The organism is Mesorhizobium sp. WSM3864 (genome assembly GCF_002294955.1).
GTDB lineage: Bacteria > Pseudomonadota > Alphaproteobacteria > Rhizobiales > Rhizobiaceae > Mesorhizobium.
The window spans coordinates 17101-33034 of the sequence record NZ_NSGD01000001.1 but is presented as its reverse complement, the minus strand read 5'-3'; the positions used below and the strand labels follow the sequence as shown (position 1 = coordinate 33034).

Below are 15934 nucleotides of genomic sequence, written 5' to 3'. Positions count from 1 at the left end.
CATGACCGCATCCCTCTCCCGTGTTCCCTGCACTGTCGTCACCGGCTTTCTCGGCGCCGGCAAGACCACGCTGATCCGCAACCTGCTCGAAAACGCCAAGGGCAAGCGGCTGGCGATCATCGTCAACGAATTCGGCGATGTCGGCATCGACGGCGAGATCCTGAAAGGCTGCGGCGTCGACACCTGTCCGGAGGAAAACATCGTCGAACTGGCCAATGGCTGCATCTGCTGCACCGTCGCCGACGACTTCGTGCCGGCGCTCGACCAGATCCTGTCGCGCACGCCGAAAGTCGACCACATCCTGATCGAAACCTCCGGCCTCGCTTTGCCGAAGCCGCTCGTCCAGGCCTTCCAGTGGCCGACGGTGAAGAGCCGCGTGACGGTCGATGGCGTCATCGCCGTGGTCGACGGTCCGGCGCTGGCCGACGGCCGCGTCGCCGCCGATATGGACGCCCTGCAGGCGCAGCGCGCCGCCGACGATTCCCTCGACCACGATGATCCGGTCGAAGAGGTGTTCGAGGACCAGATCGCTTGCGCCGACCTGATCATCCTGTCGAAGAGCGATCTGATGGACGCGGCCGGCTCGGAGCGCGCCAACGCCGTCATCGGCGAGCACGTGGCGCGCGCGGTCAAGGTCGTACCGACCGCACAGGGCAAGGTCGACCCGTCGGTGCTGCTCGGTCTTGGCCTCGCCGTCGAAGACGACATCGAGAACCGCAAGACCCATCACGATGACGAGCTCGACCATGAGCATGACGATTTCGACTCCTTCGTCCTCGATATCCCGTCCATCGCCAGTCCGGATGAGCTGGCAAAGCGCGTCGCTCTCGCCGCCGAGCAGGAAAACGTTCTGCGCGTCAAAGGCTTTGTCGAGGTGGGTGGCAAGCCGATGCGGCTGCTGCTCCAGGCCGTCGGCCCGCGCGTCAACCACTATTACGACCGCGCCTGGACGTCGAACGACGACCGCCGATCGCGGCTCGTCGTCATCGGCCTCAAAGGGCTGAACCGCCCGGCGATCGAGCGTATCCTCGCCGGCTGAGGCAAGACCGAACCGCGATGCACATCCTCACCACGACATCCGCCTCGCTCGACGATCTCGCCGAGCCGATCGACCTCAGGCAGACGCCTGCGGATGTCGTGGCCCTGTCCTTCACCGACAGCGATCTCGCCGGCCTCGCCGCTGCGTGGAAGGCCGACGCCGCGCGGCTGCCGTCGATGCGGCTGGCAGCACTTCGCGATCTCCGCCATCCGATGTCGGTCGATCTCTGGATCGACAGCGTCGCGCGCCATGCCAGGGTCGTCCTGGTCCGCATTCTCGGCGGCTACGACTGGTGGCGCTACGGCTGCGACCAGCTCGCAGCGGTTGCGCGCGAGCGAAATATCAAACTGGCGCTGCTGCCGGGCGAAAGCCACGACGAGGATCTGCGGCTGATCGAAGGCTCGACCCTGCCGCGCGCCGAACTCGACGCCCTGCTCGGCTATTTCCGCGAAGGCGGCCCAGCGAACATGAGCGCGCTGGTGCAAAGACTGGCAAGACTCGCCGGGTCGGATACGGCCGTGGCCGAGCCGGTGAGCGTGCCGAAGGCGGGGTATTACCAGGCTGGATTGGGGGTTGTAGAGGAGCCTGAGATCATCGATGTCGGCGGTCCTTCACACCCCCCTCTGTCCTGCCGGACAGAGGGGGGTGTGACAGAGCTCAACATCGACAGCGTCGGTGCCCCCGTCATCCCCATCCTCTTCTACCGTTCGATGCTGCTCGCCGCGGACGTCGCGCCAATCGATGCACTCGCAGATGCCTTTCGCTCGCAGGGCATGACGCCAATGCCGATCTTCGTTTCGAGCCTCAAGGACCCGGTATCGCTGGCTTTCGTCGAAACCGCCATCGCCTCGTTGAACCCGTCCGCCATCGTCACTGCAACCGCCTTCGCTTCCGGTGCCGAGCCTGGTGCCGAAACGCTCTTCGACCGTGCCGGCGTGCCGGTGTTCCAGGTCATCGTCGCCACGACGCGGCGCGAAGTCTGGGAGAAAAACCAGCGCGGCCTGGCGCCCGCCGACCTTGCCATGCATGTCGTGCTGCCCGAGCTCGATGGCCGTATCCTCGCCGGCGCGATCTCCTTCAAGGGCGAGATTGACGCCGATCCGGCGCTGGCCTTCCGCGCCTTCGCCAACCGTCCCGAGGCGGATCGCGTCGCGCAGGTCGCCGCCCGCATCGCCGCCTTCCTCCGCCTTCAACGGACGCAGCGGGCGGAACGCAAGCTGGCGATCCTGATTCCGGATTATCCAAGCGCGCCCGGACGCACGGGCTATGCTGTCGGCCTGGATGTGCCGTCGAGTGTGCTCGCCATGCTGCACGACCTCAAGGAACAGGGCTATGCGGTTGATGGGATTCCGCAATCGCCGCGCGGATTGCTGGATGTGTTGGAGGTGGGTGGACTTGGTCTCACCTTACAGGAATATCTCGCCTTTTCGGCAGCGCTTCCCGAAGGTGCACGCGACACGGTTGAGGCAGCATGGGGAAGAGCCAACGGCAAAGCTCACGTCAATGCGCCCCCCTCTGTCCTGCCGGACATCTCCCCCTCTAGGGGGGAGATTGCGCCTGCATCGATGCTTTCGCCAATCATCAACGCTGGAGGAGAAGCGCCGTCAGCGAAACTGCCAATCTCCCCCCTTGAGGGGGAGATGTCCGGCAGGACAGAGGGGGGTGTTCAAGCGCCTCCTTCCGCAAGCTTCCCCTTCCGCGCCGCCACCTTCGGCAACGTTACCGTGGCGCTGGCCCCCGACCGTGGTCGCTCCGCAGACCGCCGCGCCGACTACCACGACCCGACCCTTCCCCCGCGCCACGAACTGATCGCCTTCGGCCTGTGGCTGCAAAAGTCGCTCGGCATCCACGCCATCGTCCATGTCGGCGCGCATGGCACGCTGGAATGGCTGCCGGGCAAGACGGTCGCGCTCTCCGACAACTGCTTCCCTGAGATCGTCACCGGCTCTCTGCCCGTCATCTATCCTTTCATCGTCTCCAATCCCGGCGAGGCGGCGCAGGCCAAGCGCCGCATCTCGGCCGTCACGCTCGGTCACCTGCCGCCGCCGCTGACCGGCGCCGGGCTCGACGAGGCGCAACAGAGGCTTGAGCGGCTGGTCGACGAATACGCACAAGCCGACGGGCTCGACCGCCGCCGCCGTGACCGACTTGCAAGGCTGATCGTCGAAACGGCGCAGAAGACAGGCCTTGCTTCTGAAGCCGGAGTTGCCGGAACCGATGCGCCGGACGAGGCGCTGCGCCGCATCGACGCGTGGCTGTGCGACCTCAAGGATTTTGCCGTCAAGGACGGGCTGCATGTCTATGGCCGCGCGCCCGATGACGAAGCCGATCCGCTGCGCCGCCAAAGCGTCGAGACCGAAAAAAACGCCCTGCTCGCTGCGCTCGACGGCCGTCACATCAAGGCCGGACCGGCAGGCGCGCCGGCGCGCGGTCGTTCCGATGTCCTGCCCACCGGCCGCAACCTTTTCACCTCCGATCCGCGCACCATGCCGACGTCGACGGCCTATGATCTCGGGCAGGCGGCGGCGGAAGAAGTCGTGCGCAGCTACATGCAGAGCCATGGCGACTGGCCGCGCTCGTTGGTCATCGACCTCTGGGGCTCCGCCTCGTTGCGCACCGGCGGCGAGGAGATCGCGCAAGGCCTGGCGCTGATGGGCTGCCGGCCGCAATGGGATGCCGCAACGGGTCGCGTCACCGGCATCGAGGTGCTGCCGCCGGCTTCGCTCGGCCGCCCGCGCGTCGACGTCACCTGGCGCATCTCCGGCCTGTTTCGCGATATGTTCCCGATCCAGATCGCGCTGATCGACGCCGCCGCCAGCGCCGTCGCCGGCCGCGACGAGGACGATTCGGAAAATCCGCTTGCCGCCGCGGCCCGTGCCCAAGGCAAGATCGGTCCGCGCATTTTCGGTACCTCGCCCGGCACTTACGGCGCCGGGATCGAGGAATTGCTGTCGCGCGGCGAATGGAGCGCGCGCGAAGAGATCGGCCGCGCCTATCTCGAAGCAACCTCGCATGCCTATGGCGGCGCCGACGGTGAGGCCATCTCCGCGCCCGGCGTGTTCGAGGGCCGCATCGCCGAGGCGGACCTGCTTGTCCACACCGGCGACGACCCGGGCCGCGACATCCTCGAAGGTTCGGCCGATGTCGCCTTCATCGGCGGGTTTTCGGCCGCACTGGCCGCGCTTGGCAGGAATGCCGATGTCATCGTGCTCGACACGACTGACCCTAAGAAGCCGAGGCCGCGATCGGTCGGCGAAGCCGTGTCGCGCGTGGTGCGGGCCCGCGCCGTCAATCCGCGCTTCATTGCCGGGCAGATGCGCCACGGCCCCCGCGGCGCCTCGGAATTCGCCGAGACGGTCGACCGCCTGGTTGGCTTCGCCGAGACCACGCATGCCATATCGGGCGCGCTGATCGAGGCGGTGCACGACGCCTATATCGGCGATGCGGAAGTCCGAGCCTTCCTGCTGCGCGAAAATCCCGCCGCCGCGAAGGTCATCGCTGAGCGATTCCTGGCTGCGCGACGGCGCGGTCTCTGGCATCCGCTCAGGAATTCCATCGACGACGATCTCACGGCCTTGATCGCCGAGGCGCAGGCAAGCGAGGTGGCGGCATGAACGCCTTCTCGCGCCGTGGCGCCTGCCCCGCGTTGAGCGCGCCGATGCAGACCGGCGATGGCCTGCTGGTGCGGCTCAATCCGGTTGCTGGAGGGCTTGCACCCAAGTCGCTGATCGGTCTTTGCGAATCCGCCTTGCGCCACGGCAACGGCATCATGGAAGTGACCGCTCGCGGTAGCCTGCAGATCCGGGGCCTGACCGCAGACAGCGCTGGGCTGCTGGCGGCGGAAGTGGATGCGCTGGGCATTGCGGTGCGGACGGGCGTGCCGGTGGAGACCGGGCCGCTCGCGGGTATCGACCCGCAGGAGATTGCAGATCCGCGCCCGCTGGCGGAACGGATCAGGGCGGCGGTTGAAGAGGCCGGGCTGACTCGACGGTTGGGGCCGAAGGTGTCCGTGGTCGTCGACGGCGGCGGGCAGTTGACGTTGGACGCAGCGACAGCTGATGTGCGGTTGAAGGCAGTGCACACTGCTGCTGGCGTGAAATGGGGCATGTCCGTTGCGTGCGACGCGCACGATGCAAGACCGCTCGCGACAGTCGATGCGGATGCCGCACGCGACATCGCCCTCGCAGCGCTCAGGATGGTCGCCGAGAAAGGTCGCGAGGCGCACACACGGGATTTGTCGGAGCGGCAATTGGCTTCTCTCGCAGGCTGGCATTCCTTCGCGCCCCCCTCTGTCCTGCCGGACATGTCCGGCAGGACAGAGGGGGGCGCCTTAGAGCGCCATCGCTCACCGATCGGCCTCTTTGACCTACGCGAAGGTCAAGCCCTCGGCATCGGCCTGCCCTTCGGAAGCATGCCGGCCCAGAACCTCATCGACCTCGCCGCCCGGGCCTCAGATCTGGACTCGACCGAAATCCGCCTGGCCCCAGGCCGCACCCTGCTTTTCCTCGGCCTCACCGCATCCGCCTGCCCTCCCCTCCAAGCCTCCGCCGCCGCCCTCGGCTTCGTCACCAAGGCCGCCGATCCGCGCACCCGCATTGCCGCCTGCCCCGGAGCGCCCGCCTGCGCTTCCGGCCGCATCGCCACCCGCGCCATCGCCGAAAAAATGGCAACGGAAAGCCCCGACCTCCTCGATGCCTCCCTCACCCTCCACATTTCCGGCTGCGCCAAGGGCTGCGCCCATCCCGGCCCAGCGGGGCTCACCCTGGTCGGCGACGAAAACGGAGCCGGACTTGTCGTGGACGGGACGGCAAAGACCCTTCCTGCCGGATACAGGCCGGGCTATGACGCCGCGCGCGGGGTCGCCGGCATTGCGGCGGCGATCCGCAACGCACGGCGTCCCGGCGAGACTGCCGCCGCTTGCCTCACAAGGCTCGGCGCGACTGAGATCGCCGAACTCTATCGACGGAACTGAAGAATGGCCGCCTACGACTATATCCATGACGGGATGGCGATCTACGAGCGCTCTTTCGCCATCATCCGCGCCGAGGCGGACTTGTCGCGCTTTTCCGAGACAGAGGCCGATGTCGCGATCCGCATGATCCACGCCTGCGGCCAGGTCGAGGCAGCCAGCCAATTCGTGTTCTCCAGCGGTTTCGTTGAAGCGGCCCGTGCCGCCCTTGCCGCCGGGGCGCCGATCTTCTGCGATGCCGAGATGGTCGCCCACGGCGTCACCCGTGCCCGCCTGCCGGCCGGCAACGAAGTGATCTGCAGGCTGCGCGACCCGCGCACGGCCGAAATCGCCAAGGAAATCGGCAACACGCGCTCGGCCGCCGCTATCGACCTTTGGGGCGAACGCATGGCAGGTTCGATGGTCGCCATCGGCAACGCACCGACCGCGCTGTTCTATCTGCTCGAAAAATTGCGCGACGGCGCGCCGAAGCCGGCCGCCATCATCGGCATGCCGGTTGGTTTCGTCGGTGCTGCCGAATCCAAGGATGCACTGGCCGAGAATTCCTACGGTGTGCCTTACGCCATCGTGCGCGGCAGGCTGGGCGGCAGCGCGATGACGGCCGCTGCACTCAACGCATTGGCGAGGCCAGGCCTGTGAACGCTTTTCCCAAAGGCCGGCTCGTCGGCGTCGGCACCGGTCCCGGCGATCCGGAGCTATTGACGCTGAAGGCGGCGCGCGTGCTGGCCGAGGCTGACGTTGTCGCCTATTTCGCCAAGCGCGGCAACAACAGCAACGCGCGCGCCATCGTCGAGGCGCGCTTTCGCCCGGATATGGTCGAGCTGCCTCTGCTCTATCCGGTGACGACCGAGATCGACAAGGATCACGACGACTATCGCTCGCAGATCACCGATTTCTACGAGCAGTCCGCCGAACAGGTCGCCGGGCATCTCGGCGCCGGCAAGATGGTGGCCGTGCTGTCGGAGGGCGATCCGCTTTTCTACGGCTCCTACATGCATCTCCATGTGCGCCTCTCGCACCGATTCCGGACCGAGGTCATTCCCGGTATCACCGCCATGTCCGGCTGTTGGTCGGCGACCGGCCTGCCGATCGTCCAGGGCGACGATGTGCTGACCGTGCTTCCCGGCACGATGAGCGAGTTCGAGCTGACGCGACGGCTGGCCGATACCGACGCCGCCGTCATCATGAAGGTCGGCCGCAATCTGCCGAAGATCCGCCGCGCGCTGGAAGCGACCGGCAAGCTGACGAAGGCCGTCTATGTCGAGCGCGGCACCATGCTGGGCAGCGTGTCGATGCGGCTCGCGGAAAAGCAAGACGACAAGGCGCCCTATTTCGCCATCGTGCTGGTTGCCGGCTGGTCGGCGCGTCCCGGAGCTCCCGGAGCAAAGCCATGAGCGGCCGCGTCACCGTGATCGGCCTCGGTCCCGGCAATGCCGATCAGGTCACGCCGGAGGCGATCCGCGCCGTGACGGAGGCTTCCTTCTTCTATGGCTACAAGCCCTATCTCGACCGGCTCGAGCTGCGACACGATCAGACCCGCATCGCCTCCGACAATCGCGAAGAGCTAGCCCGGTCGAACGAGGCGCTGGCCAAGGCAGCCGAAGGTCACAGCGTCGCTGTCGTGTCCGGCGGCGATCCCGGCGTATTCGCCATGGCGGCCGCCGTCTGCGAGGCGATCGAAGCCGGCCCGCCAGAATGGAGGTCAATCGAGCTCGCGGTCGTCCCCGGCGTCACCGCCATGCTCGCGGTCGCCGCCCGCATCGGCGCGCCGCTCGGCCATGATTTCTGCGCCATCTCGCTCTCCGACAATCTAAAACCCTGGGAGCTGATCGAGCTGCGTCTGCTGGCGGCGGCCGGCGCCGGCTTCGTCATTGCGCTCTACAATCCGATCAGCAAGGCCCGCCCCTGGCAGCTCGGCCGCGCCTTCGAATGCCTGAAGGCCATTCTGCCGGGCACCACCCCCGTGATCTTCGGCCGCGCCGCCGGCCGGCCCGATGAGCGCATCGAGGTGTTTCTGCTCGCCGACGCCGATGCGGCAAAGGCCGACATGTCGACCTGCGTCATCATCGGCTCGCCCGAGACCCGCATCATCAAGCGCGGCGACAAGCCCGCGCTGGTCTACACGCCGCGTTCGGCAACTGGGTCGAGAAAATGATCGACCATCGCAGCCAGCTGATCGACGGTCTCGGCCGACGCAATGTCAGGCAGCGGTGGCCTGCGCACCATGATCACCTCCATGCCGAGCGCGCGCGCCGCGGCGATCTTGCCGTAGGTCGCCTCGCCGCCGCTGTTCTTCGAAACGACGGTATCGATGGCGTATTTTTCAAGCAGCGCGCGCTCGTCCGCTTCGGGGAACGGCGCGCGCGCCAGAAGGTAAACTGCGTCAGGCACAGCCAGCTTCGGCTCGATCGGGTCGACGCTGCGAATGAGATAGCGATGCTGCGGAGCGGCCTCGAACGCGCCGGCTTCCTGCCGGCCGATCGCCAGCAAGACTCGTCGCGGCGCCGTGCCAAGCGCCTTGGCCGCTTCAGCGACGCTCTCCACGAAAGTCCAGCGATCACCCGCGACAGGCTCCCAGCCGGCACGCCGCAGCGCAACGATCGGCACGCGGGTTTGCCTGGCCGCCTCAGCGGCATTGGCCGACATACGGGCCGCGTAAGGATGCGTGGCGTCGACCACCAGATCGACCTGTTCCCGATGGAGATAGGCGGCCAATCCCTGCATGCCGCCAAAGCCGCCGCTACGCATGGGCACGCCTTGCGCCATGGGGCTTTCGGTGCGGCCGGCGAGCGACAGCGTGATCGAGAAATCCTCCCGGCGAGCCAGCTTGCCCGCCAGCTGCCGGGCCTCCGTGGTTCCGCCGAGAATCAGAATACGGTGCGTCATCATGCCTGCTGAGGGTTCGCGCGCTGCCAAGCCGGTCGCAAGATGGCTGACCATCGTCGGCATCGGCGAGGACGGTGTAGCGGGTCTGGGCGACGAGGCCAAGCGCAGGATCGCCGAGGCCGAAGTAATCTTTGGCGGCAAGCGGCACCTCGCGCTCGTCTCAGACTTGGTCAAGGGCAGGGCGCGACCGTGGCCGACGCCGTTCGATTCCGAGATGCATGACGTGCTGGCGCTCGAAGGCAGAAGCGTCTGCGTGCTGGCTTCCGGCGACCCGTTCTTCCACGGCGTCGGCGTCACGCTGGCGCGCAAAGTGAAACCGGATGAGATGCTCGTCCTGCCGGCGCCGTCATCGCTGTCGCTGGCCGCCTCCCGCCTCGGCTGGGCGCTGCAGGATGTCGAGACCATCTCGTTGCATGGCCACCCGATCGACATCCTCCGCCCCCTGCTCCACCCCGGCGCACGTATCCTTGCGCTCACATCCGACAGCGACGCGCCGGCCGCCATCGCCGCGCTGCTTGACGAACTCGGCTTCGGTCCGTCGCGGTTGACGGTTCTCGAAGCGCTTGGCGGCCAGGACGAAACGCGCCGCGCTGTCCGAGCCGACGCCTTCGATCTCAAGAACATCAATCCGCTCAACGTGCTGGCGCTCGAAATAGAATCGACTCCGGATGCGCGCATCCTGCCTTTGACCGTCGGCCTTGCCGATCATCTGTTCGAGCATGACGGCCAGATCACCAAGCGCGAAATCCGCGCCATGACGCTGTCGGCGCTGGCGCCGCGGCGCGGCGAATTGCTCTGGGATATCGGTGCCGGCTCCGGCTCGATCGGCATCGAATGGATGCTGGCCCACCCTTCGATGCGGGCGATTGCCATCGAAGCCGACAGCGAGCGCGCCGCCCGCATCCATCGCAACGCCGCGCATTGCGGCGTGCCCGGTCTCGTCGTCATCGAAGGCTCGGCACCGAAAGAGCTGGCAACACTGGAGACACCAGACGCCATCTTCATCGGAGGCGGCGGCAGCGATGCCGGCGTGCTGGAGACGGCGATCAAGTCGCTGCGCGCCGGCGGCCGGTTGGTCGCCAATGCTGTGACGCTGGAAATGGAGGCGCTCCTGCTTGACCAGCATACCAGGCGCGGCGGCGACCTACTGCGCATCGCCCTCTCGCGTGCGGCGCCGGTAGGATCCATGCAAGCCTGGCGTCCGGCCATGCCGGTCATGCAATGGAGCTGGGTAAAGCCATGATGGTCGCGGGTATCGGCTGCCGGAAGGGTGTGATGGCGCGCGACGTGCGGGCCGCGATCGAGACCGCGCTCGAAGCGCATGGGTTGGCAGTAACCGCGCTTTCAGCGCTGGCAACGGGCGAAATGAAACGCGACGAGCAAGCGATCTTTCTTGCCGGTCGCGACCTCGACCTGCCCGTGCTCGTCGTCTCCGACGACGCCTTGCAAACCGTCTCGTCCGGCACGATCAGCCAATCCGAATGGTCGCGGGCTCATGCCGGCACGCCGTCGGTTTCGGAAGCGTCGGCCCTGGCCGCGGCCGGCAAAGAGGCGAAACTGCTTGGGCCGCGCACGGTACTTGGTCCTGTTACCTGCGCCATCGCCCTTGGTGGAGGCCGAAAATGACCGTCCATTTCATCGGCGCCGGCCCTGGTGCTGCCGACCTCATCACCTTGCGCGGCAGCCGCCTGCTGGCGTCCTGCCCGGTCTGCCTCTATGCCGGCTCGATCGTCGCGCCGGAACTGCTCGAACACTGCGCGCCCGGAACCAGGCTGATCGACACCGCGCCGATGTCGCTCGACGAGATCGAGGCCGAATATCTTGCCGCCCACGAAGCCGGCCAGGACGTCGCGCGCCTGCATTCCGGCGACCTTTCGGTGTGGAGCGCAGTGGCCGAGCAGATCCGGCGGCTCGAGAAGCGCGATATCCCCTACACGCTGACGCCGGGCGTGCCTTCCTTCGCGGCGGCAGCGGCGGCGCTTCGGCGCGAGCTTACCATTCCCGAGCTCGCGCAGAGCCTCGTGCTGACCCGCGTGTCTGGCCGCGCCTCGAAAATGCCGCCCGGCGAGACGCTTGCCGGCTTCGGCCGCACCGGCGCAACTCTAGCCATCCATCTCGCCATCCATGCCATCGACCGCATCGTTGCCGAACTCACGCCGCTCTACGGCGCAGAATGCCCAGTGGCGGTCGTCTTCCGCGCTTCCTGGCCGGACGAGCGCATTCTGACCGGCACGCTGGGCACGATCGAGGCGCAGCTTGCGCAAAATCCGATGGAGCGCACGGCGATCATCTTCGTCGGCAGCGCATTGGCCGCGCAGGATTTCGGCGAGAGCTCACTTTACGACGCCCACTACCAGCGGCGTTTTCGCGGACGGGACGGATTGTGAACGCCAGCACCAACAGAAACGGACGGGCAACGGTGGAGCAGGCGCTGGCGCGGCTGAACTTCAAGCCGCGCGCGCTGGAGCCCGGCCATGTCTGGCTGGCCGGCGCCGGCCCCGGCGATCCCGGCTGCCTGACGCTAGAAGTGCTGGCGGCACTCGGGCAATGCGATGCGCTGGTCTATGACGCGCTGGTCTCGCTCGACGTCGTCGCGGTTGCTGCAGGCGCGGAGCTCTTCTACGCCGGTAAACGCGGCGGCCAGCCCTCGATGAAGCAGGACGACATCAACGCCCTGCTCGGTCGGCTGGCGCGCGAGGGCCGCCGCGTCGTGCGGCTCAAGGGCGGCGATCCCTATATTTTCGGCCGCGGCGGCGAAGAGGCGTTGTCGCTGGCACGGGAAAACATACCATTTCGGGTGCTCTCCGGCCTCACCTCCGGTCTCAGCGCATTGGCCGCCACCGCCATCCCTGCCACCATGCGCGGCATCAACAAGGCGGTCATCCTTGCCACGGGCCATGCCGCCGGCACCGATGACGACATCGACTGGGCCGCAATCGCGCGCACCGGCCAGCCGGTCGTCATCTATATGGGCATGGCCAATCTGCCGGTGATAGCGGCAAAGCTGCTCAGCGGTGGCCTCGCGCCGTCGACGCCTGCCGCCGTGATCGTCGCAGCGACCACGCCGCAGGAGCGCATCGTTGTCGCCACGCTCGCCACAATCGCCGAGGAGGCCGCTGCCGCCGGGCTCGCCTCCCCGGCGCTGATCGTCGTCGGCGGTATCGTCGCCATGCGCGCGGCACTGGCGGGCGGGGCATGACGGCGCGCGCGATCATCATCGGCGCGCCGCGCTCCGGCTCGGGCAAGACCAGCGTCACCATAGGCCTGTTGCGCGCGCTTGCCCGGCGCGGGCTGAAGGTGCGCGGCGCGAAGTCCGGACCGGACTATATCGATCCCGGCTTCCATACCGCCGCCACCGGCCTCTCCGGCGTCAATCTCGACAGCTGGGCGATGCCGCCTTCCCTGCTCAACGCGCTGGCGAACCAGGCAGCGTGTGGTGCCGAGTACGTCATTCTCGAAAGCGCGATGGGCCTTTTCGACGGCATTCCCGCCCCGGAAGGCCGTTCGGGTTCGGCGGCCGATCTCGCCAGGCTCTATGGCCTGCCGGTGCTTCTGGTGCTCGACGTTTCCGGCCAGTCGACCACGGCCGCCGCCGTCGCCAAGGGCTTTGCCACCTACGATCCGGATGTGCGCATGGCCGGCGTCGTGCTCAACCGCCTTGGCAGCGAGCGCCATCGCCGGCTGGCGGGCGACGCGATCGAGGCGATCGGCCTGCCGGTGGTCGGCGCCATCATGCGCGATCCGACGCTCAACCTGCCGGAGCGGCATCTCGGCCTCGTCCAAGCAGGGGAGCACGAGAACCTCATGGCGCATCTCGACCGGCTTGCCGACATGGTCGAGAAGTCGCTCGATATCGACGCCATTCTCGCGCTGGCGTCTCCTCTTGAACCCGCGGCCGGCGACTTCGGCGAGGCATTGCAGCCGCCAGGCCAGCGCATTGCGCTGGCCGAGGACGCCGCCTTCACCTTCCTCTACCCGCACGTCGCCTCATACTGGCGAAACGCTGGCGCCGAGATCGTGCCCTTCTCACCGCTTGCCGACGAAGCGCCGAGCCAAGATTGCGATGTCTGCTGGCTGCCAGGCGGTTATCCAGAACTGCATGCCGGCAAGCTTGCGGCCGCTGGCAACTTCCGTGCGGGAATGGCGCGTTTCGCCGCGACCAAGCCAGTGCATGGCGAGTGCGGCGGCTTCATGGTGCTGGGCGAGGTGCTGGAGGATGCGGACGGCGAGAGCCATAAAATGCTTGGCCTGCTTGGCCATTCGACCAGCTTCGCCAGGCGCAAGATGAACCTCGGCTATCGCGAGGCGCGGCTGCGCGCCGGGTGTCCGCTTGGCAGCGAAGGCATGCTCATCCGCGGCCATGAGTTCCACTATGCGCAGATCGCCGCCACAGGCAATGACGAGCCGCTGGCGGACCTCGCCGACGGCCAGGGCAATCCGCTGGGCGCGTCGGGTTACCGGCGCGGCCATGTCAGCGGCACTTTCTTCCATGCCATTGCGAGGGGCGCATGAGCGGCGGCCTTTACGAGCCTCGGCGATTGCTCGACGACATAGGCCTCAGCCTTGTCTTCTTGACGCGGCTGAGGCTGCCGTCGAGCGATTTCGGCGGCCGCAGCCTAGCCGAAGCGATCTGGGCGGCACCCTTTGCCGGTCTCGCCGTCGCCGTCATCGGCGCGCTTGTCTACGCCATCGTTGGCGCCCTGGGCCTTGCCGCCGGTCCGGCTGCGGCGCTCGCGCTTGCAGCGACGATGCTTGTCACCGGCTGCCTGCACGAGGACGGGCTCTCCGATATCGCCGATGGATTCGGCGGCGGCAGGACGCGCGAGAAGAAGCTGGAGATCATGCGCGACAGCCGCATCGGCGCCTATGGCGCCGTGGCGCTCGGCATCTCGCTGCTCATCCGCTGGAGCGCGCTTTCGGAACTGGCCGGCCCTGGCCACATCTTCCTGGCGCTTTTGGCAGCGCACGCCGCCTCGCGCGGCCTGTTCGGCGCCTTCATGCATCTTCTGCCGCCGGCGCGCCCCGATGGGCTGTCGGCCGACGCGGGCTCGGTCACTGCCGAAACCGCCGTCGTTGGCGCCGCGCTCGGAGCCGTGGCGCTGTTGGCGCTCGGCCTCGGCGGCGCAATTGCCGCGGTCGTCCTGCTTGGCCTGGTGTTTGCCGCCTTTCGTGCGCTCTGCCTCAGCCAGATCGGCGGCCAGACCGGCGACACGATCGGCGCGCTGCAGCAGCTCGGCGAGATCGCCGTGCTGCTTGTCGCTTCCGTTTGCCTTTCCTGATTCTCTTTCGGAGACCTTGCCCTCATGTCCCCCCAAACAACTTCGTTCAAATCGCTCGAAGACCTTCGCGCCGCCTGCCTCGATCTGTCCGGCGGCAGCGATCCGGCCGCCGCCGCCGTTGCCCGTCGCCAGGACACGTTGACCAAGCCGCAGGGCAGTCTCGGCCGTCTGGAAACGATCGCCGCGTGGTTGGCCCGCTGGCAGGGCCGCGACATGCCGAAGCTCGATGCGGTCAAGGTCTTCGTGTTTGCCGGCAATCACGGCGTCACCGCGCAGGGCGTGTCGGCCTATCCTTCGGAAGTCACTGTGCAGATGGTGGCGAACTTCGCCGGCGGCGGCGCTGCGATCAACCAGCTCGCCCGCGTCGCCGGCGCCGGGCTCGACGTCATCCCGCTCGATCTCGACCACCCGACCGGCGATTTCACGCAAGCGCCGGCCATGGACGAGCAGACCTTCCTCGCCGCGGTCTCGGCCGGCTACGACGCCGTGACCAACGATCTCGACCTCGTCTGTTTCGGCGAGATGGGCATCGGCAACACCACGCCGGCAGCAGCGATCTCGGCCGCTCTTTTCGGCGGCGGCGCGGAAAAATGGACCGGCCGCGGCACCGGCGTCGATGATGCCGGATTGATCCGCAAGATCACCGCCATAGAGGCGGGCCTGAAGCGCCATGCCGATTCGCTTTCCGACCCGCTGAAGATCGCCGGAGCGCTTGGCGGACGCGAGCTTGCGGCGATCTTCGGCGCCACGCTCGCCGCGCGCAAGAACAACGTGCCGGTGCTGCTTGACGGCTTCGTCTGCACCGCCGCCGTGGCGCCGCTGGCAAGGCTGCACCCGACCGGGCTGGCGCACACCGTCGCCGCCCATGTCTCGGCCGAAGCCGGTCATCGCCGCCTGCTCGAAGCGCTGGGCCTGCCGCCGCTGCTCGACCTCGGCATGCGGCTCGGCGAAGGCTCCGGCGCCTGCCTTGCCGTCAACATCGTCCGCTCGGCGCTGGAGTGTCATACGAGAATGGCGAGTTTCGCGGAAGCCGGCGTTTCGGAAAAATAATCTTCCTTCAAAATTTCAACGCTGTTGAAATGACGAAATAACGTCGTCTTGATTGTTTCGTGCGACAGAGATGTTTCACGGGAGATCGAAACGATGTATTTGAAGGGCCTAATATTTGTTACGTTTCTTGCTGGGATGGCACTGCCGGTCCTTGCCCAAGATCAATATGTTCGCCCGCTTCGCCCCGGCGAAGACGGATCTGCCAGAATCCAATCGTCGATTTCGATGACCCTTCCGGTCAAGGACGACGAGGACGCAGCCGCCCAGCAGCAGGCCGCACTTCGCTCTTTCTACAAGGTCGCGGCCGTCAGTTGCGCCATGGTGGCCGAGACTGTCGCCGACACCTGCGAAATCACCGGCATGACAACTAACGTCAATGCCCGGGACCGCAATGTCGGCGGTTATGGCGGGCCGCAGGTTACGGTGACCGGCCAGATCACGATGAAGGTCAAGTTCAAGGCCAGCTTGAGCAAGACAGCGCAGAAGGACTGGTGCCCGTCTCGCTTGTTTGCCGGTTTTATGAGAAGAATTTGGTGGGTGTGCACAGGATCGAACTGTGGACCCGCTGATTAAGAGTCAGCTGCTCTACCAACTGAGCTACACACCCACACCGCCGGGAAATCCAGCGTCGGCGGCGCATATAGCCGCCGGTTTGAGCGATGTCCAGCCCTGCCGGATCATTTCCCGACAAATCGCCGAATTGCCGCAGGT

General features: G+C 66.9%; 14 protein-coding genes and 1 tRNA gene. 13 read left to right on the top strand and 2 right to left on the bottom strand.

Annotated features, from left to right (window positions below):
* Nucleotide 1: 1 nt before the first annotated feature.
* Genes cobW through CK215_RS00145 form a run of 6 tightly spaced genes read left to right on the top strand, consistent with a single transcriptional unit; the run spans nucleotide 2 to nucleotide 8163 of the window.
* On the top strand, nucleotides 2-1039 hold the full coding sequence (cobW, locus tag CK215_RS00170; protein ID WP_095780850.1) for a cobalamin biosynthesis protein CobW: 1038 nt from the start codon (nucleotides 2-4) through the stop codon (nucleotides 1037-1039).
* 17 nt (nucleotides 1040-1056) lie between these two features.
* Nucleotides 1057-4653: a cobaltochelatase subunit CobN gene (gene cobN / locus CK215_RS00165; protein WP_095829774.1), complete on the top strand. Its 3597-nt coding sequence runs from the start codon at nucleotides 1057-1059 to the stop codon at nucleotides 4651-4653.
* Nucleotides 4650-6011 carry a precorrin-3B synthase gene (cobG, locus tag CK215_RS00160; RefSeq protein ID WP_095829773.1) on the top strand — a complete coding sequence of 454 codons (1362 nt, stop codon included), beginning with the start codon at nucleotides 4650-4652 and terminating at the stop codon, nucleotides 6009-6011. Before cobN ends, cobG begins: the two co-directional genes overlap by 4 nt.
* 3 nt (nucleotides 6012-6014) lie before the next feature.
* Nucleotides 6015-6647 (top strand): precorrin-8X methylmutase, encoded by a 633-nt coding sequence (locus tag CK215_RS00155; protein ID WP_095829772.1) that lies wholly within the window; start codon nucleotides 6015-6017, stop codon nucleotides 6645-6647.
* Complete coding sequence (locus CK215_RS00150) at nucleotides 6644-7402, top strand: precorrin-2 C(20)-methyltransferase (protein ID WP_095829771.1); 759 nt, start codon at nucleotides 6644-6646, stop codon at nucleotides 7400-7402. Before CK215_RS00155 ends, CK215_RS00150 begins: the two co-directional genes overlap by 4 nt.
* On the top strand, nucleotides 7399-8163 hold the full coding sequence (locus tag CK215_RS00145; RefSeq protein WP_095829770.1) for a precorrin-3B C(17)-methyltransferase: 765 nt from the start codon (nucleotides 7399-7401) through the stop codon (nucleotides 8161-8163). Before CK215_RS00150 ends, CK215_RS00145 begins: the two co-directional genes overlap by 4 nt.
* On the opposite strand, the gene CK215_RS00140 is transcribed toward CK215_RS00145, so the two are convergent.
* The gene (locus tag CK215_RS00140; protein ID WP_095830137.1) at nucleotides 8127-8894 is read right to left on the bottom strand and encodes a cobalt-precorrin-6A reductase; all 768 of its coding nucleotides are present in this window, start codon (nucleotides 8892-8894) and stop codon (nucleotides 8127-8129) included. The two genes, CK215_RS00145 and CK215_RS00140, sit on opposite strands and share 37 nt — an antisense overlap.
* A gap of 1 nt (nucleotide 8895) precedes the next feature.
* Between CK215_RS00140 and cbiE the strand changes: the two genes are divergently transcribed.
* From cbiE to cobT, 7 genes are read left to right on the top strand one after another with little or no spacing between them, the layout of a single operon-like run.
* A complete protein-coding gene (gene cbiE, locus CK215_RS00135; RefSeq protein WP_095779770.1) occupies nucleotides 8896-10137 on the top strand; it encodes a precorrin-6y C5,15-methyltransferase (decarboxylating) subunit CbiE in 1242 nt (413 codons plus the stop codon).
* Entirely contained in the window at nucleotides 10134-10520 is a 387-nt protein-coding gene (locus CK215_RS00130; protein ID WP_095830136.1) for a cobalamin biosynthesis protein, read from the top strand. Before cbiE ends, CK215_RS00130 begins: the two co-directional genes overlap by 4 nt.
* Complete coding sequence (gene cobM, locus CK215_RS00125; protein ID WP_095829769.1) at nucleotides 10517-11281, top strand: precorrin-4 C(11)-methyltransferase; 765 nt, start codon at nucleotides 10517-10519, stop codon at nucleotides 11279-11281. The genes CK215_RS00130 and cobM overlap by 4 nt, the downstream gene beginning before the upstream one ends.
* Nucleotides 11278-12093, top strand: coding sequence for a uroporphyrinogen-III C-methyltransferase (gene cobA, locus CK215_RS00120; protein WP_170950185.1), 816 nt, complete (start codon nucleotides 11278-11280; stop codon nucleotides 12091-12093). Before cobM ends, cobA begins: the two co-directional genes overlap by 4 nt.
* Nucleotides 12090-13406: a cobyrinate a,c-diamide synthase gene (locus CK215_RS00115; RefSeq protein WP_066998722.1), complete on the top strand. Its 1317-nt coding sequence runs from the start codon at nucleotides 12090-12092 to the stop codon at nucleotides 13404-13406. The genes cobA and CK215_RS00115 overlap by 4 nt, the downstream gene beginning before the upstream one ends.
* A complete protein-coding gene (gene cobS, locus CK215_RS00110) occupies nucleotides 13403-14173 on the top strand; it encodes an adenosylcobinamide-GDP ribazoletransferase (protein WP_066998720.1) in 771 nt (256 codons plus the stop codon). Before CK215_RS00115 ends, cobS begins: the two co-directional genes overlap by 4 nt.
* 24 nt (nucleotides 14174-14197) lie before the next feature.
* Nucleotides 14198-15223 (top strand): nicotinate-nucleotide--dimethylbenzimidazole phosphoribosyltransferase, encoded by a 1026-nt coding sequence (cobT, locus tag CK215_RS00105; protein WP_095829768.1) that lies wholly within the window; start codon nucleotides 14198-14200, stop codon nucleotides 15221-15223.
* A 531-nt stretch (nucleotides 15224-15754) separates the two neighbouring features.
* Here the strand turns inward: cobT and CK215_RS00100 are convergent.
* Nucleotides 15755-15830: transfer RNA gene (locus tag CK215_RS00100), tRNA-Lys, on the bottom strand.
* Nucleotides 15831-15934: the final 104 nt, after the last annotated feature.